This is a genomic window from Flavobacterium branchiophilum FL-15, assembly GCF_000253275.1.
Lineage (GTDB): Bacteria > Bacteroidota > Bacteroidia > Flavobacteriales > Flavobacteriaceae > Flavobacterium > Flavobacterium branchiophilum.
The window spans coordinates 602,323-626,220 of the sequence record NC_016001.1 but is presented as its reverse complement, the minus strand read 5'-3'; the positions used below and the strand labels follow the sequence as shown (position 1 = coordinate 626,220).

The following is a 23,898-nucleotide window of genomic DNA, read 5'->3' as shown; positions in this document are numbered from 1 at the left end:
TATGATACCAATACATTGTAAATCGTGCCAAACATCTACCCCTCAATACCAAATTTATGAGGCTGTTTCGTTTGTTTGTCCAAATTGTCAAATGGGATACAAAAATAGAAATGGCAATTGGGAGACAACAATTCAATATCAAAATTTGAAAGATCGTTTGACATTGAAATTAGCTCAGGAAGGTAATTTTTTTGATAAAAAATTTTATGTAAATGGTTCAATTGTTAAAAAAACAGCTGGCAACTTTTATTGGACAGAATATGTGTTGCGAAGCGTGGACGGAAGTATTATTTATTTATCCGAATGTGATGGACATTGGATATTGTTGGAAGAAATAGACTATCCTATAAAAGTAGTTCGAAATCCTGTACATATAACATATCAAAATAGTAAATACCAAATATTTGAAAAATCACGACCAAATGTAGTAGCAGCACAAGGGATATTTGACTTTGACATTTCAAAAGAATTTCAATTGATAGAATATATAAATCCGCCTTTCATGTTGTCTGTCGAAAAATTACCTAATGAACAAACCGTTTATTTTGGTAAACACATTAGCCAATCGGCTATCAAAAAAGCATTTGGAACAATGGAACTGCCAAGTAAAAGTGGGATTGGCATGGTACAACCCTTTTTGATTCATTTCAAATCAACGGTATTGGTTTTTTGTTTTATAACCATCATGATGCTATTAACGCACTTGTATTGGAACCAATCTAAAAATGAGGTACCTATTACAAATACGGTTTTGAATTTTACAAAAACAAAAGACAATGCTGTTTCAAGTCAGTCATTTGAGATCAAAGAAAACGGATCTGAATTGACTTTTGAAGTAAGTAGCGACATTGATAATAACTGGGCCAATATTTCGGTGGGATTGATTAATGAGCTTACAAACGAAGAGGTATATGCTAATAAAGATATGGAATATTATAGTGGTTATACAGATGGCGAAAGTTGGAGTGAAGGTAGTCAAACAGAAAAATTTACGCTTTGTGCAATACCAAAAGGAAAATACCATTTAGTAATGACACCTTTAAAAGACAGTGCCGATATAAAAACAGAGCAAATAATGGTTCAAACCATTTTGAACAAACATTCGTATTATAATATAAAAATAACCGTTATTGTGATGTTGATTTTACTGTTAATACTCTTTTTATTTTCAAGTTTTTACGAAATAAATAGATGGAGCAACAGCGATTATTCACCCTATAATGACAACGAATAAAGGTATAAAAAATGATACAGTTTATAAAAAAAAACAAAATACCAATTGCATTAGGACTTCTTGTATATGGTTTTTATCTATATAATACCATTACAGGAAAGCGAATATGCGATTGTGAAAAAACCGAAAAATACAATGATGCTACCAATAGAAGCCATGGAGCTAGAAATCATTTTTATCATAAATAATATAAATATAAATCAATATGGACACTATTACCATTAAACTCGTTTTGAATTCCATTGTCTTTTCGATAGTTGGGATACTCATCTTATTATGCACCTATTTTATTATAGAAAAAATAACACCCGAAAACACTTGGAAAGAAATTTCACAAAATAAAAACACGGCATTAGCCATCATTGTTGGAGCATTTATAATAGGAATTTCGATGATCATTAGTGCGGCAATACATGGATAAAAAACCCAAAGTATTTGAATATTTACTGCTTTTTGCGGTATTTACAATTGCTACTTGCGGCTTAATATACGAATTGGTTGCTGGTGCTTTGGCCAGTTACCTGCTGGGCGATTCTGTAAAACAATTTTCGTTTATCATTGGCGTTTATTTGTTTTCTATGGGATTGGGTTCTTATTTTGCTAAATTTTTCAAAAATAATTTATTGCAAACTTTTATAGAAATAGAAATTTTGCTGGGCTTTATTGGTGGTTTAAGTTCCGTTATATTATTTTTATTTTTTGAGAGTGTACTGTCATTTCAACTTATTTTATATGTATTAATTACCATTACAGGTATTTTAGTTGGACTAGAAATACCATTGTTGATGAATATTTTACAAAACAAAGTGGCTTTTAAAGACTTGGTTTCCAATGTTTTTACGTTTGATTACATTGGAGCATTATTAGCATCTATATTATTCCCAATATGGCTTGTGCCCAAGTTGGGCATTGTGGGTACCTCTTTGTTTTTTGGTATGGTAAATGTAAGCATAGCCATTGTATTGTGTTTTGTTTTAACAAAAGAGCTTCAAAAAAGTGTGCTATTAAAATTTAAAGCCCTTACAACATTTGCCATTTTGCTTTTCGTTTTCATTTTTTCGGATTATATTTTATCATTTTCAGAAAGCAAATTGTATGGCGAAAACATCATTTATAGCCACACAACATCTTATCAAAGAATTGTATTGACACATGATAAAAACGATTATAGGTTGTATTTGAACAACAACCTGCAATTTAGTTCCTTAGACGAATACCGTTACCACGAAGCCTTAGTGCATCCTGCAATGTCGATAGCACAATCTGTTCATAATGTGTTAATTTTAGGCGGTGGCGACGGGCTAGCTGCAAGAGAAGTTTTGAAATACAAAGAAGTACAAAAAATTACTTTAGTCGATTTGGATCAAGGTATGACTAATATGTTTAAAACCAATAGTATATTAACCCAATTCAATCATAATTCGTTAAACAACAACAAAATTACGGTACGCAACCAAGATGCCTTTTTGTTTATTAAAAATTGCAAGCAAACATTTGATGTTGTCATCATCGATTTTCCCGATCCATCAAATTATAGTTTAGGCAAATTATATACATTGAATTTTTATCAATCGCTAGAAAAAATATTACAAAAAGAAGCTGTCATTGTAGTACAAACCACTTCGCCCTATTTTGCACCAAAATCATTTTGGTGTATCAACAAAACTATGTCAAAAATATTTCATCAAATAGAGGCTTACCATGCGTATGTGCCATCGTTTGGCGAATGGGGTTATAGCATTGGCATTCATGGATTTAAAAGTAATTTTTACTTTCCAAAAAGACGCCTCAATGGTCTTCGGTTTTATGACTTTGAGTTTGAAAAATGGAATACATTTACAAACGATATGCTGGCAAAAGACATTATGATCAACAAGTTAGACAATCAAATTTTAGTACGGTATTTTGATGAAGAGTGGGGAAAAATACAATAATTCGAGAAGACATTTTATAAAAAGCATCGGTACCACATTATTGCTAGTTCCTTTTTGGAACGCTTGCAAAAACAAGGTTGTACAACTTTTGCTAAACTTAACAAAAACCAATCACCTATTGGGGCATCGATTGTGGACACAAAATTTTCCAAATCCAACAGCTACAATCAAAACAAAATACCTCATAGTGGGTGGTGGCATCACGGGGCTAAGTGCCGCTAGACATTTAACTCAAAAAGGCGAAAATGATTTTTTGATTATTGAACTAGAAAAACATTTAGGAGGCAACGCTGCCTCTGGACAAAATGACTATTCCAAATATCCGCTTGGGGCACATTATTTGCCATTGCCCAATTTAGACGACAAAAAACTTATTGATTTTCTTCATGAAGAACAAATTATTACAGGTTTTGATGCAGAAAATATACCCATTTTTGACGAAACACAACTTTGTTTAGCACCACAAGAACGATTGTTTTTTAAAAATGAGTGGCAAGAAGATTTGATACCAAAATTTGGTTTAACAGTTTATGAAAAAGCAGCATTTGATCGATTTTTTGATCTAATGAAAACCTTTCGTGACGCAAAAGGGCATGATCAAAAATACCATTTTTACATTCCGATATCCGATAAAAGTAGCGATACAAAATATGATTATTTGGATCGTTTAACAATGAAAAATTGGCTACTCAGTCAAAATTTAAATGCCAATACATTATTAGTTTACATAGATTATTGTTGTAGAGACGATTTTGGATTAGGCATCGAGTCTGTGTCTGCATGGGCTGGTATTCATTATTTTGCAGCACGAAAAACAGACCAATACAATCAAAAATACGATGCTGTATTAACATGGCCAGAGGGCAATGCCAAACTCGCCCAATTATTACAAAAATATACCACTCAAAAAAGCCTAAAACAACATGTAGTGTACCACGTTAGCATCCAAAACGGACAAGGTATTGCAAAAGTGTATGATGATGCAAAAAACATTTCAAAAACCATCATAGCCGACAAAATTATTATGGCTACACCACAGTTTGTAAACCAATACCTTATAGACGACAGAAAAAGCTTAGCACAAAATTTTGTTTATGCCCCATGGCTCCTAGCCACATTGGTAATAGACAACGATTTAGACACAACGGGTTTTCCACTCGCTTGGGACAACGTCATTCATGGTGCAAATGGGTTAGGTTATGTGTACGACCAACACCAAAACCTCAATCAAACCGAAAAATATAAAGTAATTACATACTATTACAGTTTTTCCGACTCAAATACCAAAAATTCACGTAAAAAATTATACCAAAACAGCAAAGAATATTGGACTCAAATGGTTTTTGACGATCTTAAAATTGCCCACACACACATCGAAGCCATTACCAAAAGTATTGACATACACCTCATTGGCCACGGAATGATAAGTCCCATTCCTGGGTTTATTTTAGGAAAAAACATTCAAAAAGCAGCTCAACCTATTCAAAAAACCATCTATTTTGCACATTCAGACCTTTCGGGTATTTCTATATTCGAAGAAGCTTTTCATCAAGGCATCAATATCGTAAACCGCATCATTCATGACACAGCATTGGATAAAAAACCCTAAAACAGACAGCCTCTTTATATTATTGCCACCAATAGTTGTCAGTATCTTAACACTGTTATTTCAAAATCAATGTATCAAATGGGGCAATCATTACAATATGCTAACCTGGATTGTTATCATCATCGGTATAGATGTTGCCCACGTGTATGCCACCCTTTTCAAAACCTATTGTCATTCAAATAATTTCAAAAAAAACAAAAAATTACTTACCCTAACACCCTTGTTTAGTCTATTAATTAGTGTCCTTTTATTTGTTTTTGCAAGTCGATATTTTTGGTCTATAATGGCTTATATTGCTGTTTTTCACTTTGTTAAACAACAATATGGTTTTATGAGACTCTATGCTCGACACGAAATCAAAACCCCATTGGCTGTTGTATCAGACAAAATAATAATCTATGTCGCAACACTATACCCAATGTCTTTTTGGATGATGTCCAACAACCGAAATTTCAACTGGTTTGTTGCAAACGAATTTATTCATTACCAAAACCCAGTACTTGCTCAAATATTAAAAATAAGTTATTACATCATTATTACTTACTATACCTTGTATATTATTTACAATTATATCACAAAAAACCATTTCAATCTCCCAAAAAATATCCTTATTTATAGCACCATTCTTTCGTGGTATTTGGCCATTGTACATTTCAACAACGACTTTATTTTTACCGTTCTAAACGTCATATCCCACGGAATACCCTATATATCCTTAATTTACATCAACGAAATCGCTTCAAAAACCTTGTCCCCAAAAAACAATCCTGCCCTTTTGCAAAGCAAATTCATTTGGTTCATCACCTTCCTACTCTTTTTAGCCTTTTCCGAAGAGTTTTTGTGGGACATACTCGTTTGGCAAGAACACCTTTCCATCTCATTCAACGCCAATGCCTTACACTTCATAACAGTGCCTTTGCTTACAGTACCTCAACTTACTCATTACATTTTAGACGGATTTATTTGGAAAAAAAATTATGCCACATAAGTATTTGGAACCATTTCAAAAACCACTTAATACCAAAGTCGATTTTTTTTACAACAAAATATAATACTATTCTCAATTCTATTAATATAAAGTAATAAAATAAAAAACATAAGGGCGTTACCCACAAGGGGTCGGGCTCATATCTTTGCATCCGATAATAATTTACGAAAAAAATGTATTTTTGAAAATTAAAAATTGATAATAGATAACAAAACAAAGTTGCATAATTGTGGTCCGGCTAGATACATTTTAATGATATTGACGTAAAAGGAAAATCAACTTTGTTTTTATTACAAAATAACCACAATTAGTACTTAAGCACTATACTATTTAGTTTAGATGTTGTATAAAAAATGAGCAAAGGTAAATGTAATATTTTGTTATCCTAAAAAGAAATAATTATGAGCATTAAGTATTCAGTAGGATTGGATGTTGCAAGTAAAAAAATTGATATTTGCATGTCTGTAATTGATTGTAATCAAAAGGTAACTGTAGTAGCAAGTACTTCATTTCCAAATACTTTGAAAGGATTTCAGAGCATGGACGAATGGATTGTCAAAAAGAAAAAGTTGCAAGAAGTTCCCTTGGTTATGTGCATGGAGGCTACAGGTGTTTATCACGAAAATTGTGCCCTTTATTTTTCAGAAAAAAAGTATGCCGTTTCCATTATTTTGCCAAATAAGGCAAAGCATTATTTAATTTCTTTAGGATTAAAATCAAAAAACGACAGCATTGATGCCAAAGGATTGTCAAAAATGGGAGCAGAACAATGTTTGGAACTTTGGCAACCCATGGGTAAGTTGTATTATGAATTGCGACAATACACAAGACAGTATCAAAATTTACAAGATCAAAAAACAGTCATTAACAATCAACTCCATGCTTTAGAAAACAGCATGTATATGAGTGAAATGATGATAAACCAACAAAAGGCAATCATTGAATTGTTCAACGAACAGCTTAAAGAGCTTGAAAAATTAATGAAAAATTTGATTAATTCAGACCAGGTTCTAAAACAAAAAGTGGACAACATTTGCAAAATAAAAGGGATTGCATTGCTTAGTGTATCAACCATTATAGCTGAGACAAATGGCTTTGAATTGTTCAAAAATTACAAGCAATTAGTGTCGTATGCTGGATTTGATGTTGTTGAAAGAGAATCTGGGATGAGTGTTGGAAAGACAAAAATTTCTAAAAAAGGAAATAGTCGTATTCGTAGGGCTTTGTTTATGCCAGCATTTGTAGCTATAAAATATAAAGAAAAACCATTGGTGAGTTTATATGAAAGGACATTTGCAAAACATGGCATAAAGATGAAAAGCTATGTAGCAGTTCAAAAAAAACTATTGGTTTTAATATATCATATTTGGAAGAAAAATGAACCCTATAATCCTGATTATAAAAAAGATAGCCCCGAAATGAATTCCGAGGCTATACAAGATAACAGCTTAAAAAGCGGTTTCTCAGAGGTGCAAAATTATGAAAAAAAAGAAGATAATGAAACAAAAGATAAAAAAAAAGAAAAAATACATAGCCATTGTGAAGTTGCGTAACAACGCTGATGGAACAGCAAAATGTCTAAAATACAGGTTCGAAGATTTAATAAAATTCACACTATTTTTAGACACAAATTGGTCAGAGTGGAAGTGGTTTAATTTATATTCAAATAAAGAAGAAAACAAAGGAATGCAGATTGGCAATTATACAAAAAATAACAAACCAACAACAAGAAATGTCTAATTCTTTTTTAAACTCTTATAAAAAAAACTGCCCAATTAATAAATTAAAGGAGCAGTAAAATGAATTTCATTTTTGCATGGCAAAAGTACAAAAAAATAGAAAGTATGACCTGAAATGATTCAATTAATGACATTCATTTTTGCACCATCCATCAAAAAAACAATATTAAAAACGAATTAAATGAAAATAAAAAAAAGTCAATTTTTTATGAAAATTATGGAAAAAAAATTTGGATTTTAAGATAGTACCTTTTCGTTACAATCTTTTTTGTTTTTAAAGAAAAAACAAAAAAGGATTTCCACTACAATCCCTAACGCAATCCCGTTTTCAAAAGCAACTTTTTTCTAAAAAACCAAAACAATTCAAAAAAACAACTATTTTTGAACAACAATAAAAAAACCAAAAAATGAAAACCGAAAAACAAAAAATGCTAGATGGCGAAAACTATTTAGCCAATGATACCACACTCGTAAACGAAAGATTACGAGCAAAAAAACTCCTACACCGCCTAAACGTAACCGAATACATCATGAACGGCAGTGCCCGAAACATCCTAAACAGCTTATTGCCCAACGCACACAAAAAACTGTATATAGAACCACCCTTTCATTGCGATTATGGCTACAACATCCACACGGGCGAAAACGTATATTTCAACGTCAATTGTGTTGTGCTAGACACCATGAAAGTTACCATTGGCCACAATGTTTTCTTTGGACCCAATGTGCAAATCTATACCGCCACACACCCACTCGACCCCATAGAAAGACTTACAGTAGAATTTTCAAAGCCTGTAACCATTGGCAACGATTGCTGGATTGGAGGCAACACCACCATAGTACCAGGAGTTACCATTGGCAACGGTTGCACCATTGGAGCTGGAAGCGTCGTTACAAAAAATATTCCCGACGGAGTTTTAGCAGCAGGAAATCCTGCCCAAATCATTCGAAAATTATAATACCAAAACAAAAGGGCAACAAAAAATTTGTTGCCCTTTGACTTTTGAAAAAATGGGATATTGCTATTATTTTTTCTTTCCTTTTGCAGGAGCTTTTGCTGCTTTTGCTGCTTCTTGAGCTGCTTTCATTGCCGCACGAGAAATTCTTACCTGACATACAACCGTATTATCTGGGTGCATCAATTTATAATTGTTTGTTGCCAATTTTGTAACATACAATTTATTACCCATTTCAAGTGGCGTAATATCTGCTTCAACAAAATCAGGAAGATGTGCTGGCAATGCCTTCACTTTCAGTTTACGAGTGTTTAAACGCAAAACACCTCCAGCCAAAACACCTTTTGATGTACCTACAATTTTTACTGGTACTTCCATTGTAATTTCTTTGTCGTCAAACAATTGAAAAAAGTCAATGTGTAAAATTTTGTCTGATACAGGATGCACTTGAATATCTTGAAGAATAGCATTGTACGATTTACCTTCCAATTCAATCACAACAGTGTGTGCGTTTGGAGTATAAACCAAGTTTTTAAAAGCTTTTTCTTCTGCCGAGAAATGAACTGCTTGATTTCCTCCGTATAACACGCAAGGAACCGCTCCAGCATTACGTAAGGCTTTTGTAGCAACTTTGCCCACGCTTTCTCTTTCTGATCCTTTAATTGTAATCGATTTCATTGTAAAATATATAAATAGTTAATAATTACTTGTTTTTTATTTCAATATCTCGAAATAATATTCTTGATTTTACATCAAAAATTTGTTGCTAATTGAGTTGTTGTTTTGAACCATTTGCATAACCTCTGCAAATAATGGTGCACAACTCACCACTTTAATTTTATTTGACGCTTTTTTTAGCGGAATAGAATCTGTAACAATCAATTCACTCAATTGCGAGTTTTCTATTTTTTCATAAGCATCACCCGATAAGATAGCATGTGTACATATAGCCCTAACGCTCAATGCCCCTTTTGCAATCATCAGGTCGGCTGCCTTTGCTAGTGTGCCACCTGTATCAATCATGTCGTCCACCAAAATTACATTTTTGCCCTTTACCTCTCCTATCAATTCCATCGAGTCAATTACATTGGCAATTTTACGTTGTTTGTAACAAATCACCACATCTGATTTCAAAAATTTAGAATAAGCGTAAGCTCTTTTAGAACCTCCCATATCTGGCGAAGCAATAGTAAGATCGCTCAAATTTAAACTTTCTACATAAGGCAAAAAGATAGTTGAAGCATACAAATGATCCACAGGTTTTTCAAAAAAACCTTGAATCTGATCGGCATGTAAATCCATGGTCATGATTCTAGTTGCTCCTGCTGCTTCTAACAATTTAGCTGTTAGTTTTGCACCAATGGGTACCCGAGGTTTGTCTTTACGGTCTTGTCTGGCCCAACCAAAATAAGGAATAACCGCAGTTATATGTCGGGCTGAGGCTCTTTTTGCGGCATCTATCATCAATAACAATTCCATCAAATTATCGGCATTTGGAAAAGTTGAACATACGATAAAAACCCTCAAACCTCTTATGGATTCTTCGTAAGATGGCTGAAATTCGCCATCGCTATAAACCGAAAATGTAACTTTGCCCAATGTTGCTCCATAATGTTGGGCAATTTGTTCGGCTAGATGTACACTTTGCGAGCAAGCAAATATTTTTGCTTCTGGTTCTTGATGTAACATTAATGTGTTGTTTTGTAGTGAGTTAGTGTTGATGTGTTTTAATGCGGTGCAAATTTAGCAATAAATTTTGAGTACAGACTAAAAAAAATTCATTTTTTTTCTTGTTTTATATATTTTATTTTATACATTTGCACCGTGTTAAAGGAAAAAATATTTTATTTTAAATATTTCTTTTATTGCGTTTAGCATAACTTTTGTTATGTTTGTCTGCTAAGCCCGGATGGCGGAATTGGTAGACGCGCTGGTCTCAAACACCTGTGGGAAACCGTGCCGGTTCGACTCCGGCTCCGGGTACTTTAAAAAGCTTCTATTTCTGTTGATTTAGAAGCTTTTTTTTATTTCATTTTTTTAAAATTCTAATTTTAGAGCATTTTTTGATAATAATTTTATTATTTTTGCTACTCAAATGATAAAATATGATAATTGCCAATCCAATTTACGACACCGTTTTTAAACGAATGATGGAAAATGAGCGAGTAGCAAAGTTTTTCATTGGAACTTTACTTGATGAACAGATAACAAAAGTAGAAGTTAAACCACAAGAATACACCTATAAGGGAGAATTTGAAGAAAACGACCCCAAAGCAAACGAAATAATAGCAGAGCGGATTCAAAAAAGATACAATATATGGGTGTATCGGTTGGATTTTATTGCCACTATAAAAACAGCAACTGGCGAATATAAAAAAGTGTTGATTGAAATTCAAAAGGCAAAAAACCAAATTGATTTGATGCGATTTAGACGATATTTAGGCGAACAATATAAAAAAGAAGATAAAGTTAATCACGAAAACAATGCTTTACCTATAACTACTATTTATATATTGGGCTTTAATTTGCCTGAAATACAAACTGCTTGTATCAAAGTAGAACGAAATTACAAAGATTTAGTTAATAGTAAAATTATTGATAAAAAATCAGATTTTGTAGAAAAATTAACTCACGATAGTTTTATAGTCCAAGTAAATCGAATTACAAACCGCTATCAAACCAAATTAGATCAATTGCTAAGTGTTTTTGAACAAAACAATTTTTTGGATGATAATAAAATAACCAAGCAATTTCAACACCCAACAGTCTCGGAAGACGTGAAAATAATGACCGATATTTTACATTATACAGGCATAAATCCTGAAGATCGAAAAAGAATTGAAATAGAACAAGAAGCTTGGCGAACTGTCAATGCAATGTTTGAAGATAAAGAAAGAGAGTTGCTTCAAAGAATAAAAGACAAAGAAAAAATTTTAGAAGAAAAAGATAAAATTTTAGAAGAAAAAGATAAAGTTTTAGAAGAAAAAGATAAAGTTTTAGAAGAAAAAGATAAAGTTTTAGAAGAAAAAGATAAAGTTTTAGAAGAAAAAGATAAATTAATTAATAAACTATTGAGTCAAATAAATAAAAAAAAACAATAAACTAACCTATTCCAACTTTTTTAAATATTTTATAATTCCTTATTAAAATGAATTTAAAAAAATATGATGTGTAAATATAAAAAGCGGCTCCAAAATAGGGCCGCTTTTTCGTTTAATATACAGTGAACTAGTTATTTAACAAATCAAATTTATTTTTTTGGAGCAAAAGTTTTTAGTACTTTATTGTTTTTATCTAAAACTTCATAAAAAGACGAATTAGAATTTTCTATTGTACTGATACTCATTTTTTTGGAGCTTGGCACCCAAGAATAAAAGGCCTGAACAGTTGAACACTCCCAGTTGAATCCACATTTTTTGGTATCTTCAAAATCGTTTGTACCTCCTCTAGATAGAGCAACAATAGTAATGCCTGTTTTGTATTCCTTGCCAATTTGAGGCAGCGAACTTACGGTAACATTGTTAAGTTTGTAAGACGTAAAGGTATATGAATTCCAGGCAGCAACATTGTTGTAAGATATAATTCCATTATTATCGATATACATTTCCAAATTATAAGGTGGTGTAATTTCTGTTCCGTTCGGCAATCCTGTAACCCCTGTAACATCGTTAATAGAATAAGGCACCCTTATCATATTGACACATTTAAAAGTACCATTTAAATAACGTAGATAACTTTCTAAATAAGATTTTAAATCAGGTCTCATGGCAAAAACAAATCTGATATTTAGGTTATTATTGCTATCTCTAACATATTCTGGATATACATGATTTAAAGCGACATCTAAAACTTGCTTGTCTGCTATCGACACAGAATTGTTTTTATCTATTAAGAAAGGGGTGATCACACCTAGTTTATCTAAATCCAAACCATTGTATTTTGTTCCAATAGGCTTCCAACAGTTACAGTCTGCACCAACTGGAGTAGTCGTGTCTGAACCATTACAAACGTCTTGATTGACAATTATTGTTGGCAGACCAATCAATACCCTGTTGGTTGAAGAAGGTGTTCCATTAATCACTTTAATAAGATTGTATGAAGGATTTGCATCGGCCGGATTAACAATTCGTAAAATATATTCGTTTTTTTCATTACCTGCTGCACCTTTCCCACAATATAAAGCATCGTCAGGTCCAAATTGAAGGGCACCATAATTATATACTGAACCTGTTGAATTTACATTGAGCCTTGTTTGTCCTGAGACATTGTTTAATGGGACTTTATAAATACCTCCATTAGCTTGAGAATCTAAATTGGAATAGTAGAGTAAACTTTCATCCTTTGAAAATTCAACTCCATAATTATTACCAGCTCTAAACACCATACTAGGTTCACTTCGTGCCTCAACTTTTCCATTTTGTACATTAAATTTGAAAATTTCTACATAATTCTTATTTGCATAAGCAATAAAATTTCCTTTTTGAGAGATTTTCATTTGACCGACTCCATCAAAAAAATCAGTTCGATGATGTTGTCCGACATTACTCAAAATAGCAGTAGGTCTAGTATTTATAATATTTGAATCTACTTTAAATGAAATAAAAGTTTTTGCATCTACGTTAGATTTATCCGAAAAGTTATGCACAACGATCCAATATTCATTTTTATTTGACATTTTATAAACAGCTAATTTCTCTGAAAATATGATATTAGTACTAGCATCACCATATAAATATTGTGGATTTGAAATTGTAGGCATCAAATTCCCATTTAAAGTAACGATGCTATAATACAAACTGTTTTTTGCAATTAATGTGTCGTTTTGATCCCTCATATTGACTGTAAAAATAACATACGTATTACAATTAATAGGAACAATCGTAGCCGCATTTGTTGATGAAGTTGAGCTTTTCAATTGATTAGTAGAATTTGTTATCAAAGTATGTACTCCATTATTAATCCACCAAACATCTCTACCGTCTGTGTATATCACAATTTTTTTGTTTATATCAAAACCCATTGCACAACCTTCCATAGCTTGCATCAAATTACCACTTAAAAATACAGGTGGATTTGAAGAACTTGCGTTTGTAAAATCTAAACCTGCGCCACTTCCAAAAAACCATTGATTCTGCCCCCACGTCCCAAGGCTCAATAACATGAACATGCTCAGGAAAATTTGTTTTATTTTAATTGTTTTCATAATAAAATTTTTTTAATGTTGCCTACTCTGTTCGTTTTCGGCTTCCCGATATTCTTTTTTTCTTAAAATTTTTAAATAATGATTGAATTGTGATAAAAAATTACAAAATCTACACACTTGTTGAATAAAATTTATATTAATAAACAAATATTAATAAAAATATTATTATATATATTTAATAATAAGCAACTATTAAAATTAGTGATTTTTAAAATTACTTTACTATTTTTACAATAGATTGATTTGTATTGAAGTTATACACATTATTAGCTACAATATTGTCTAAATAATAATAACCATTAAAAGCGCCTCCCCATCCCCAATTCATATACGCAAAAGGCGTGTCTATTGTAGTATTAAAAGTCCAAAATCTAATTGTAAAACTAACTACACCATCAGCAACCCAAGCATGTCCACCAACATTGCCTACACCCGTATATATTACAGGTCTATTGTTACATATTTCAGCTTTTAAAATACTATACCAATTTGAAATCCCATTTGTACTACGAGGAACTATAGTTGCGCTGCTAAATCTAAAATTATTAACTAAAGCATTTCTTAAATTCCCAAGAGTAGCACCCGAGGAGATTGTCCCATAATTCATATTGACTGCCAAGCCAGCATGATAACTTATCTTTGCTTTATCCATATCTGACATATTATTCCAATTATAATTTTGATCAGATAAATTAAATGTTAAATTACCCACAACATCTGTTGAAGTATCATTCCAAGTAACTTGTCCATTGCCTTTTGCTGGATAATTATAATAATCCATAATTTCAGACATTGCTGTAGCAACACAACCTGTTACAGCCCTTACCCCTTGAGCGCTTTGTGGACATAACGAATTGTAAGGTTGCTTTTGATTATATGTTTCTGTATTTAAAGATAAAGGACAGCCTTTTATGTTTGAAATCAACTTGATTTTAGTTGAATTTAATAATAAATCATTCCATATTTCAGCTGGCTTGTTTAATGTTGGTGCAGAAATGCCTTGTTTTAAAACTCTAATCTGTTTTTTTAATTCAGATAGCCAAAATTGAAATTCATTGTTTGTACTTGCAAGTGTTGCAAAATTTTTATTATCATTATATGCCAAAATTGGAAATGCTTTTTTATCATTTGCAACAATAACAAATCCATCATTAACCTTAAAAAAGTACATCAAACTACCTTCATCATCTTTAATTTCCTCGGCGTTTGAAATTACAAATGTTGATTTTGGATTTATTAATTTTAAAAAATTGGAAGCTACTTTTTCTGCTTCATTAACCGAAACATTTTGCCCCCACATCCCAAGACTCAATAACATGAACAAGCCTAGTAAAATTTGTTTTATTTTAATTATTTTCATAATAAATTATATTTTTTAATGTTATTTTATATGTTTTAACTAATTGTTATTATATTTGTTATGGAGTTCTCGGGCTTGTATCCATTGTTTTCTTTAGTAATTGTGCTTCGGCTTGCAAGTAAATTTCAATATTCCCATAACAAGGATAATCTGAACCGTTTTGTAACATTATTGGTAAATTAAACGTTCCAGTAACAGTTGATTCTAACACATAAGTATGGATGTTCCCAACACTTGTTGAACTAATTACCCTAATGTTTGAAGGCCAGTTAGTTGGTCTTAAATTCCAACCATTTTGTATAGTAAGTTTAATTTCTTTTCTAAACATACTCACCCAATAACCACCATTTGGTAATCGACCGCCACTTCTGCTGATGGTTACTGAAAAACAATTCCCATTAGGGTAATCAGGCGCTTTAATTTTTTTAATGGCATTTTTGAATTCTGATGCCGATTTTAAAATAATGGAATCTTTACTAGCATTTTTTTGACCCCACATCCCTAAACTTAGCAGAAGTACCAAGCCTAAGAAAATTTGTTTTAATTTAATTATTTTCATAATAAAATATTTTTTTAATGTTGCCTACTCTGTTCGTTTTCGGCTTCCCGTTATAAATTTTCACCAAAACTATTACAGTTACTTGCTGTTAAAAAATGTTTTGAGACAATGGTACTTTGTTTTGAGACAACGGTACTTTGATGTCAATTTTAATTTCAAAACCAAATTTTTCTTGTATTTTTTCTATTTTAATCTATCCATTTTGCATATTCACTATTTTTGTTCATTATAGTATTCAAACCAATAATTGAAAAGGTCTATTTGTTGCTTATATCCCTATTTTTGGCAATGTTTATTCAACAAATAAAAAACGACATGAATTGTTTTAAAAACATTTTTTTTTGTACTTTTGAACTTTGCATAGGAACTTGAACTCAAATAAAAACAAACATGAAGAAACAAATTTTATCCTTAATCTTATTTTTAACAACAATTATCGGACAGTCTCAAGAATTATTTTGGGAAACCAGTATCGATAAAGCCATTGAAGTGTCCAATAAAACCAACAAACCTATGTTGATGTTTTTTACCGGTAGCGACTGGTGTGGGTGGTGCATCCGATTGCAAAAAGAGGTTTTGAAAACCCCTGAATTTGCCATTTGGGCAAAAGAAAATGTAGTTTTGGTAGAATTGGATTACCCAAAACGAACACCACAAGCAGATCAAATAAAAGCTCAAAACCAACAACTGCAACAAGTTTTTGGCATACAAGGTTATCCTACCATTTGTTTTGCCAATGCCTCTTTGAAAGAAGGGAAAATTAATTTTGAACAAATTGGCAAAACAGGTTACGTAGCAGGCGGCCCTTCAGAATGGTTGAAAGGAGCTGAAGAGATTTTGAAAAATAACACTAAAAAAGTTCAAAAAGCCACCAAAAAAGACCAAAAACAAGCAAAGAAAAATAAGAAAAAATAAAGCTGATTTCAAACTAAAGTTTAAAATATCCCTTTTCGGCAGTGGCATGAAAAGGGATTTTGGCTTTTTGGCAGGTTTGCTTCCATAATTGAATTGCCGACTTATAGTTAGACCCATCTGCAACCACCATTTTGGGCTTACAATACAACAAGTATCTTTCTAAATTGACTTTGGGCGAATGTACTAACAACAAAATATCTGGTGCTATTTCAGGATAATACTTATCATTTTGTAGTATAAATATTTTTTTGTTATTAAAACTTAACACATCAGGAAGTGTATTTTTGTTTTGTATATTACAATAATGATCCATTGCATAATTTTGTACAAGATTAAAGCTTTTTTTATTAATAGTATCAGACATATAACACTTCAAATCGTGCTGGTACTTGCATACAACTATACTTTGTTTCCAGGTATCAAATACAACCATTTCTGCATTTGAAGTCAAATGGTATTTGGTATAAAACAAAGTCAATTGAAAAATTAAAATACTGATCAACCCTGCTCTTATAGTTTTGAAGTGCCTTTTTTTGAAACAAATTATCCAAGTTACAAGCATCAAATACAAGGAAAGCATCACCCATTTATGCAAAGGGATATTAGAAAACACAAACGTTTCAAATGAGGCAACCCAACTGATGATTTGGTTGAGTAATGCTATGAAAAATTTCAAAATCATGAGCCAAAAATGCGACACAAAATTACATGCGGCCATTATCAAAACAGGGACACCAATAGCCATACAAATAGCAATTAATGGCAAAACCAACAAGTTTGTAACCAAAAAAAGCGCTGGAAATTGATGAAAATAATACAAACTTAATGGAAAAGTGCCCAACTGAGCCGAGGTAGAAACAGTAAAAACGTCCCAGAAATATTTTTTGAGGTATGGATTTTGAGGTTCCCAAACAGAATCCCACAAGGGTTGCATCCATACAATAAAAAACAACGAAATATAACTTAATTGAAAGCCAATATCAAACAAAAAAAATGGGTCATACAATAAAATGAGTAACATAGACACCAATAATGTATGATAAAAATTAACGCATCTGCCCAAATATTTTCCTACGGCAACAAATGAAAACATTACCACCGACCGCAAAATGGAGGGGGCAAAACCAGCTAAAAAACCATAAGCCCACAGCATCAAAAGCAAGATAATTAGTTTTGTAAATCGGCCTTTGGGTGTGTTTGAGATGGGACTCAAAATAAACGTGATAAACCACATGATAAGCCCTACGTGTAAACCCGAAACCGACAAGATATGTACGGCACCTGCCGCTTGATAATCCTGAACCAACTCTTGCGAAATGTCTTGTTGCTGTCCTAATATTAATGCCATTACAACAGCCAAATCATTACCTCTCAACCCATTGGTGTATAGGTTTTTTTCAATATGATCTCGGATAGATTGAGCATAGTAAGTTATACTTTTTGTAGGTTTTGACTGGTATTGTATTATAGGTAACGAAATAAATATTTGACCATAAATTTGTTTGTTTTTCAAATATTGAGCATAATCAAACGTGCTGGGATTTTTTGTTTTTTGAACATTCGAAATGGCTGCATGCACTTTGATTGTCGTACCTACTTGAAATTCTATATCCGAAACGCTGTCTTTACTGATATTGACAATGAATTTTCCAAAACACGATTGACCATTTATTTGCTGCATCTGACCAACATATCGGTTGTAATTTGTTGAGGATTTTATTTTTTCGGCAATTTTAAATTCTAAAAAATGGTCTTTTTCTGCAGAAATAACATTGTGTGTAAAATGTCTTTTGTAATTATTTTCGTTATGCAACATAACCGTGCCAAATCCTATCCAAAATGCCATCCACACAACACTAAGGCCAAAATACATTTTCTGAAACACATCTTTATTTGATAAATAAAATGTTATGCACAATAAAACAAAACAACAAAGCAACAAAACTCCAATAGAAGGCAGAGAAAGTTGAAAAAATTGTGAACAAAAAACTCCAAATACAAAAAACAATGTAATTCTAGCTAACGGAAAATCAAGAAATTTCATGGTTATAGACTTAAAATAATTTCAAAAATAAGAATTATTTTAAACAAACAATAACTACTATTTACATTTTTCCATTTATTTTTTCAAATATTTTCAAAGCATTTCCATCTGTCAAAAGAGATATAAAATGACAAATATGTAATAATCTTTCATATAGAGAATGTTTTTCTAAATGGTATTTTTCTGGTAAAAGTTGAAATACAAGTTCGTCATAACTAGAGCTTTTTCCTTCGTATTGATTATTAAATGCTACTATAAACTTATCTAAAAGTGTTTGAATAATTTTATAACCTACAATTTCTTTTTCTACAACTTCTCTACTTTGATAAATATTTTTGACACTCAATTGAATGATATCATTCATTTGGGCTTTATAAAGGCTTTTGTCCATAAGCGAAAACGGAAATTTACCTTCTAAAATAGCCGCTTCATGGTCTATAAACACCCGAACAGCATCTGAAATTAAATTGCCAATGGCCAATGCTCTCAAATAGCTAATTCGATCTTCTTTTGTAGATAATGTATTGTATTTTGGCACATCAATTGTGTTTTTAACTAATTTAATTAAATATTCTAAAGCATAATCTTCAGATATAACACCTAAATTGATACCGTCTTCAAAGTCAATAATGGTATAGCAAATATCGTCTGCAGCTTCTACCAAATAAGCCAACGGATGCCGCTCAAATCCAATATCTCGACCTGTTTTATTAGCCATAAGGCCTAACTCCTGAGCTATTTCTTTAAAAAATGCTTTATCATTTTGAAAAAAACCATATTTTTTGTCGGCAATATGTGGTGTAGGTTTTTTGGGTAAACTCTCTTTTGGATATTTCATAAAAGCCCCCAAAACGGCATACGTAAGTCGTAAACTACCCGAAATTCCAGGCCTACTAGCCGTAAGCACCGAAAAACCGTTGGCATTTCCTTCAAAATCAATCAAATCTTGCCATTGTTTGTCATCCAACTGTTTTTTAAATTGTTGCCCATTGCCAATAGAAAAATATTCGCCTATGGCTTTTTCTCCCGAATGTCCAAATGGAGGATTTCCAATATCATGTGCTAATGAGGCAGCAGCAACTATGGCTCCAAAATCGTCTGGTTGATAGCCATAAACTTTTTGTAAATAAGGATGTTTTTCAATAATTTTTTTACCTACCAATCGACCAATCGACCTTCCAACAACAGATACTTCTAAACTATGTGTAAGTCGTGTATGAACAAAATCTGTTTTAGATAGTGGTATTACTTGTGTTTTGTCTTGCAAACTTCTAAAGGCAGCCGAAAAAATGATGCGGTCATAGTCCACTTCAAATCCATTTCGTGTATCGTCTTGTTCTATCCTCAAGCGTTTGGTAGTATCGCCAAAGCGTTTTAAAGAAAGTAATTGTTCCCAATTCATAGCATTTTTTTTTAGTTATAAAATCAGTAGTTGATGTTGTAATGCCCCTTTGTATGAAACCTGTAATGACAAAATCATTCAAGGTATCATGACACTTCTATTAACATTTTTGTTATTTCGACATTAAAAATCTATTTTTTATTTTCAATTACTTCCAATAATAATTTTTTTGCTCTCAAAATTTTGATTTTCACATTATTAAGGGGTTCATTGAGTTGATCTGCAATTTCTTGATAACTCATTTCTTGAAAATACCGTAATTGAATCACCTCCTGATAATGAGGTTTCAATTCTTTAATAAACCGTAACAATCTCGATAAATTTTGTTCCATAATCAATTCATCTTCGGCAGAGGGTGTGGTGTCGGCCACATTGTAAGCTTGTTGGTTTTCGTGTTCTGAAATTTCGATAAAATGGGCTGATTTTTTTTTGCGAAGCATATCAATATGCACATTTTTTGCAATGGCAATTAACCATGTATTAAATTGATATTCTGAATTATATGTCGCTATTTTATCAAATGCTTTTGAAAATGTTTCAATGGCTATGTCTTCGGCATCGGTTTCATTTTCTGTACGTTTTAGCATAAAACCATATACTTCGTTCCAATAATGATCTAGCAAAAAAGTAAAACTTACTTGATCGCCATTTTGAGCTTTTTCGATGTGGGTTTTTATTTCCAACGGATGGGTTTTGAAATTAAATTTGATAAAAAAATATGCAATTGTGCTACTATCAATACCACTTCAAGTATGGGAAACCATAATATTATTTCTTTTTCTTTGAGTTTTTTTGTAGCATAACCTATTGATAACCAAGCTGATAAATACCTAAAAGCGATCAATCCTAATACTATTTGCCATTGAAATGATACAGCTAACAAAATGATCGACAAAATAAAAAACAGCAATTGCGAGCAATAAAATAAGCCCAACTGCAATTTGTCAAACGGTTTGTAATAGGAAGCGGTGGTCAAATGTCTTCGTTTTTGAAAAATCCACGATGCAAAGGTGGTTTTGGGTTTTGAATATGTAAAACTGCCTTCTGTACAACATATTGCAGTGTTGTTGGCAGTAGCTGCTTCGTTTATAAACAAATCATCATCGCCCGAACGCAATTTGATATGATTAATAAACCCATTTTGATTGAAAAATTCCGACCGATGGTAGGCCATATTCCGCCCCACTCCCATATAGGGTTTGCCCCATTTGGCCCACGAAAAATATTGGGTGGCTGTTAATACAGTTTCCAATCGGATGATTTTATTTAAAAACGATCCTTCCATTGTTTCATAACCTCCATAGCCTAAAACTATAGTTTTTTCAGGCTCAAAATGTGCTGTCATTTCAGTAATCCAATGGGTTGTTTTTGGGTAGCAATCGGCATCTGTAAATAACAAATAATCATTCTTGGCTGCTTTGATGCCTAGGGTTAGGGCATATTTTTTGTTGCCCCAAAAGGCTTCTACATTGGCAACTTTTACGAGTTTAATTTTAGGATTTTCCTTTTCAAAACCTTCAAAAATATCGAGGGTATCGTCATTTGAATCATCGTCTATCAATACAATTTCGTAATCAGGGTAATCCTGATTGATTAATAAAGGAATGAATTTTTTGACATTTTCAGCTTCATTTTTGGCACATACAAGCACCGAAACGGCAACTTTTTTGGGCGAAAGTGTTGTTTTTTTGGCAAATACAAATTTTCCAAATACGATAACATAATATGAAAACTGAATTACAATAACCGCTATAAACAAGAAAAAAATTACATCCATAATAGTTTTATAAACTTTTGAAAAAGCAGGGCAAAAATACAAAATTCCTTATTATTAGGCTTCATTTAAGCTGTTTTTTTTAAAAAATTAAAAAGGGCATTGCTTTATTTTTTGTGCCACCAAATGGGCTTGTGGATCGTTGGTTTTTTCTAATTCTTGAATAATTCGTTTTTTATTTGCTGCATCCCGGTTTTGCGACATTTTATGAACTGCTTCTATTGCCGTAATGGCTATTTCAAAACTGGTTATGCCCCGAGCTTCCATCATGGTTCTTGGAGATAAATTTTCAACTCGTACAGGATTTTCGCTGTTTTTTTCATATTTATCAACTAGTTTTTTCAGAATTTCCAATCCTTTTTTATCGTCCAAAACCCTAACTTTTCCATATACATGCACGGCTTCATAATTCCATGTTGGCACATTTTCGTGGTCGTACCACGAAGAGGAAATATAACAGTGAGGCCCTGAAAAAACAGCCAAAACCAATTCATCCTCTTTAAATTGTTTGGCTTGAGGGTTCCCTTTAGACAAGTGCCCTACCAATACCGGTTCCCCTTGTTCATTTTCGGTTTGCAAAAGCGGAACGTGCGTTGCCCATGGTTTGCCATTGGTTTGATTAATTAAAATTGCAAATCCGTTGTCGGCTATAAACTGGGCAATTTCTTGTTGATTTTCGTTTTTGTAAATTTCTGGTATATACATAGTTACATATTATTTAGTGCCATAAATGATTCTGTCATTTTCATAAATATCTTTTAAGAGCGTTACGTTCTGAAAATGATGTTGTTCCAATAAAACCACCATTTCAGGCCCTAAATATTGGTTAATTTCAAAAAACAACTGGCCTTCAGGCGTAAGATTTTTTTGTGCCAGTTGTGTTATTTTTTCATAAAATACTAATGGTTTTTCGTCTGAAACAAATAAGGCTAAAGCGGGTTCGTATCCTAAAACATTTTGGTGCATTTCGGCTTTTTCAAGTTGTCTTACATAAGGGGGATTTGATACAATGATGTCAAAATTTTGCCCCAAATCATCACAATCTAAAATATTTTGATGCCAAAACTGAATGGACACCCCATTTGAAGTCGCATTTTGTTGTGCTATAGCCAAAGCTTTTTCTGAAACATCAAGGGCTGTAACCTGATAATGAATTCCATTCTTTGCAAGTGCAATAGCAATACACCCCGATCCTGTACCAACATCTAATATTTTGATGGGTTTTTTTGATGGGTTTTTTTTCAAAATTAAATCTACCAATTCTTCCGTTTCTGGCCTTGGAATCAAAACATTTTCATTAACCAAAAAATCCATGCCATAAAAGGAAGTAGTTCCCAAAATATATTGAATGGGTTTTTGTTGTAAGAGTTGGTCCAAAATGATATGCCACTCCTTGATTTCAATAGCAGAAAAAGTCAAATGTGGTTCTAGTGCCAAATCGACCCTGCGGAGCTGTCGTTTTTGTTCTAAAATCAAGTAAAAAAAATGCGCTATTTCCATTGCATCATATAGCCCTTTTAACGACTCATGAAAAAACGATTGATATTCCTTTATTTTCATATTGTTCAAAAAAATTATAACGCTTTGATCATCCAAACGGGGCAAGAGGTGTGTCCCGTGCAGCCCATCGGTTGGTCCAAATAGGTAAATCCCGATTTTAAATACAATTTTTGAGCATCTTGCATATAGGGCATGGTTTCCAAATAACATTTTTCGTATCCAAAAGCTTTTGCTTTTTCCAAACAAAGTTGCATCATTTGAGTACCCAAACCTTTGCCTCTGGCTTGTGGCAAAAAGTACATTTTTTGCAATTCACATACTGTTTCAATAGCCCCTTCTAGCTGGCCAACACCCGCACAACCAATAATTTGACTGTTGCTTTCTATCACAAAATAAGCATGGCGGGGTTTGTTGTAGTTTTCATACATCGATCCTAAAAAGGGGTCGGCATAAGCAGTTCCCACTTTGGGTGCTCCCATTTCCATGAGTACCTGTTGAACAATGGCTTTAACTTCTGGATTGTCTTTTGGCAAAATAGCTCTAAGCTGTATCATGTTTTTTAATTCTTAAAATTAGCTTCCATTTTTTGACAAAAATAACTAATTTTGCCAAAAGAAAACGCCATCAGCAACAAGTTTGCACAAGCAAACACCATTTTATTAAAAAACGATTACTTATTGA

Annotated in this window: 23 protein-coding genes and 1 tRNA gene; 12 read left to right on the top strand and 12 right to left on the bottom strand. The window is 32.4% G+C overall.

Features of this window, described 5'->3' with window-relative positions; all coding sequences use genetic code 11:
• Position 1: 1 nt before the first annotated feature.
• From FBFL15_RS02690 to FBFL15_RS02650, 9 genes are all read left to right on the top strand, one after another.
• A complete protein-coding gene (locus FBFL15_RS02690; RefSeq protein ID WP_014083127.1) occupies positions 2 to 1,234 on the top strand; it encodes a DUF4178 domain-containing protein in 1,233 nt (410 codons plus the stop codon).
• Positions 1,235 to 1,245: 11 nt separating this feature from the next.
• On the top strand, positions 1,246 to 1,422 hold the full coding sequence (locus FBFL15_RS16605) for a hypothetical protein (RefSeq protein ID WP_014083126.1): 177 nt from the start codon (positions 1,246 to 1,248) through the stop codon (positions 1,420 to 1,422).
• A 17-nt stretch (positions 1,423 to 1,439) separates the two neighbouring features.
• Entirely contained in the window at positions 1,440 to 1,655 is a 216-nt protein-coding gene (locus tag FBFL15_RS02685) for a DUF350 domain-containing protein (protein ID WP_014083125.1), read from the top strand.
• A complete protein-coding gene (locus FBFL15_RS02680; protein WP_014083124.1) occupies positions 1,648 to 3,168 on the top strand; it encodes a polyamine aminopropyltransferase in 1,521 nt (506 codons plus the stop codon). Before FBFL15_RS02685 ends, FBFL15_RS02680 begins: the two co-directional genes overlap by 8 nt.
• Positions 3,143 to 4,777: a flavin monoamine oxidase family protein gene (locus FBFL15_RS02675; RefSeq protein ID WP_014083123.1), complete on the top strand. Its 1,635-nt coding sequence runs from the start codon at positions 3,143 to 3,145 to the stop codon at positions 4,775 to 4,777. The genes FBFL15_RS02680 and FBFL15_RS02675 overlap by 26 nt, the downstream gene beginning before the upstream one ends.
• Positions 4,749 to 5,765: a hypothetical protein gene (locus FBFL15_RS02670; RefSeq protein WP_014083122.1), complete on the top strand. Its 1,017-nt coding sequence runs from the start codon at positions 4,749 to 4,751 to the stop codon at positions 5,763 to 5,765. Before FBFL15_RS02675 ends, FBFL15_RS02670 begins: the two co-directional genes overlap by 29 nt.
• A 401-nt stretch (positions 5,766 to 6,166) precedes the next feature.
• Entirely contained in the window at positions 6,167 to 7,318 is a 1,152-nt protein-coding gene (locus FBFL15_RS02660; protein ID WP_014083121.1) for an IS110 family RNA-guided transposase, read from the top strand.
• On the top strand, positions 7,263 to 7,505 hold the full coding sequence (locus FBFL15_RS16580; RefSeq protein ID WP_044032097.1) for a hypothetical protein: 243 nt from the start codon (positions 7,263 to 7,265) through the stop codon (positions 7,503 to 7,505). The genes FBFL15_RS02660 and FBFL15_RS16580 overlap by 56 nt, the downstream gene beginning before the upstream one ends.
• Positions 7,506 to 7,911: 406 nt before the next feature.
• A complete protein-coding gene (locus FBFL15_RS02650; RefSeq protein WP_014083120.1) occupies positions 7,912 to 8,463 on the top strand; it encodes a sugar O-acetyltransferase in 552 nt (183 codons plus the stop codon).
• 66 nt (positions 8,464 to 8,529) lie between these two features.
• Here the strand turns inward: FBFL15_RS02650 and FBFL15_RS02645 are convergent, their stop codons facing one another.
• Positions 8,530 to 9,138 carry a 50S ribosomal protein L25/general stress protein Ctc gene (locus tag FBFL15_RS02645; RefSeq protein ID WP_014083119.1) on the bottom strand — a complete coding sequence of 203 codons (609 nt, stop codon included), beginning with the start codon at positions 9,136 to 9,138 and terminating at the stop codon, positions 8,530 to 8,532.
• Positions 9,139 to 9,207: 69 nt separating this feature from the next.
• Complete coding sequence (locus tag FBFL15_RS02640; RefSeq protein WP_014083118.1) at positions 9,208 to 10,149, bottom strand: ribose-phosphate pyrophosphokinase; 942 nt, start codon at positions 10,147 to 10,149, stop codon at positions 9,208 to 9,210.
• A gap of 214 nt (positions 10,150 to 10,363) precedes the next feature.
• Here FBFL15_RS02640 and FBFL15_RS02635 point away from each other — a divergent pair.
• Positions 10,364 to 10,443: transfer RNA gene (locus FBFL15_RS02635), tRNA-Leu, on the top strand.
• 122 nt (positions 10,444 to 10,565) lie between these two features.
• Positions 10,566 to 11,561 (top strand): hypothetical protein, encoded by a 996-nt coding sequence (locus tag FBFL15_RS02630; protein WP_014083117.1) that lies wholly within the window; start codon positions 10,566 to 10,568, stop codon positions 11,559 to 11,561.
• A gap of 149 nt (positions 11,562 to 11,710) precedes the next feature.
• On the opposite strand, the gene FBFL15_RS02625 is transcribed toward FBFL15_RS02630, so the two are convergent.
• The 3 genes from FBFL15_RS02625 to FBFL15_RS02615 all read right to left on the bottom strand — a co-directional run bounded on the left by FBFL15_RS02625 (position 11,711) and on the right by FBFL15_RS02615 (position 15,582).
• Positions 11,711 to 13,663, bottom strand: a complete 1,953-nt coding sequence (locus FBFL15_RS02625; RefSeq protein WP_014083116.1) for a hypothetical protein — start codon at positions 13,661 to 13,663, stop codon at positions 11,711 to 11,713.
• A 214-nt stretch (positions 13,664 to 13,877) separates the two neighbouring features.
• The gene (locus FBFL15_RS02620) at positions 13,878 to 15,023 is read right to left on the bottom strand and encodes a C10 family peptidase (RefSeq protein ID WP_014083115.1); all 1,146 of its coding nucleotides are present in this window, start codon (positions 15,021 to 15,023) and stop codon (positions 13,878 to 13,880) included.
• Between the two features lie 58 nt (positions 15,024 to 15,081).
• A complete protein-coding gene (locus tag FBFL15_RS02615; protein ID WP_014083114.1) occupies positions 15,082 to 15,582 on the bottom strand; it encodes a hypothetical protein in 501 nt (166 codons plus the stop codon).
• 390 nt (positions 15,583 to 15,972) lie between these two features.
• Between FBFL15_RS02615 and FBFL15_RS02610 the strand changes: the two genes are divergently transcribed.
• Entirely contained in the window at positions 15,973 to 16,497 is a 525-nt protein-coding gene (locus FBFL15_RS02610) for a thioredoxin family protein (protein ID WP_014083113.1), read from the top strand.
• 13 nt (positions 16,498 to 16,510) lie between these two features.
• On the opposite strand, the gene FBFL15_RS02605 is transcribed toward FBFL15_RS02610, so the two are convergent.
• From FBFL15_RS02605 to FBFL15_RS02575, 7 genes are all read right to left on the bottom strand, one after another.
• Positions 16,511 to 18,541 (bottom strand): ComEC/Rec2 family competence protein, encoded by a 2,031-nt coding sequence (locus FBFL15_RS02605; protein ID WP_014083112.1) that lies wholly within the window; start codon positions 18,539 to 18,541, stop codon positions 16,511 to 16,513.
• A 61-nt stretch (positions 18,542 to 18,602) separates the two neighbouring features.
• On the bottom strand, positions 18,603 to 19,943 hold the full coding sequence (gene dgt / locus FBFL15_RS02600; RefSeq protein WP_014083111.1) for a dGTP triphosphohydrolase: 1,341 nt from the start codon (positions 19,941 to 19,943) through the stop codon (positions 18,603 to 18,605).
• Between the two features lie 131 nt (positions 19,944 to 20,074).
• On the bottom strand, positions 20,075 to 20,626 hold the full coding sequence (locus FBFL15_RS02595; protein WP_014083110.1) for an RNA polymerase sigma factor: 552 nt from the start codon (positions 20,624 to 20,626) through the stop codon (positions 20,075 to 20,077).
• On the bottom strand, positions 20,617 to 21,720 hold the full coding sequence (locus tag FBFL15_RS02590) for a glycosyltransferase (RefSeq protein ID WP_014083109.1): 1,104 nt from the start codon (positions 21,718 to 21,720) through the stop codon (positions 20,617 to 20,619). The genes FBFL15_RS02595 and FBFL15_RS02590 overlap by 10 nt, the downstream gene beginning before the upstream one ends.
• 87 nt (positions 21,721 to 21,807) lie before the next feature.
• Positions 21,808 to 22,422: an FMN-binding negative transcriptional regulator gene (locus tag FBFL15_RS02585; RefSeq protein WP_014083108.1), complete on the bottom strand. Its 615-nt coding sequence runs from the start codon at positions 22,420 to 22,422 to the stop codon at positions 21,808 to 21,810.
• Between the two features lie 9 nt (positions 22,423 to 22,431).
• Positions 22,432 to 23,277: a peptide chain release factor N(5)-glutamine methyltransferase gene (gene prmC, locus FBFL15_RS02580; protein WP_014083107.1), complete on the bottom strand. Its 846-nt coding sequence runs from the start codon at positions 23,275 to 23,277 to the stop codon at positions 22,432 to 22,434.
• 14 nt (positions 23,278 to 23,291) lie between these two features.
• Positions 23,292 to 23,771: a GNAT family N-acetyltransferase gene (locus FBFL15_RS02575; RefSeq protein ID WP_014083106.1), complete on the bottom strand. Its 480-nt coding sequence runs from the start codon at positions 23,769 to 23,771 to the stop codon at positions 23,292 to 23,294.
• Positions 23,772 to 23,898 lie beyond the last annotated feature (127 nt).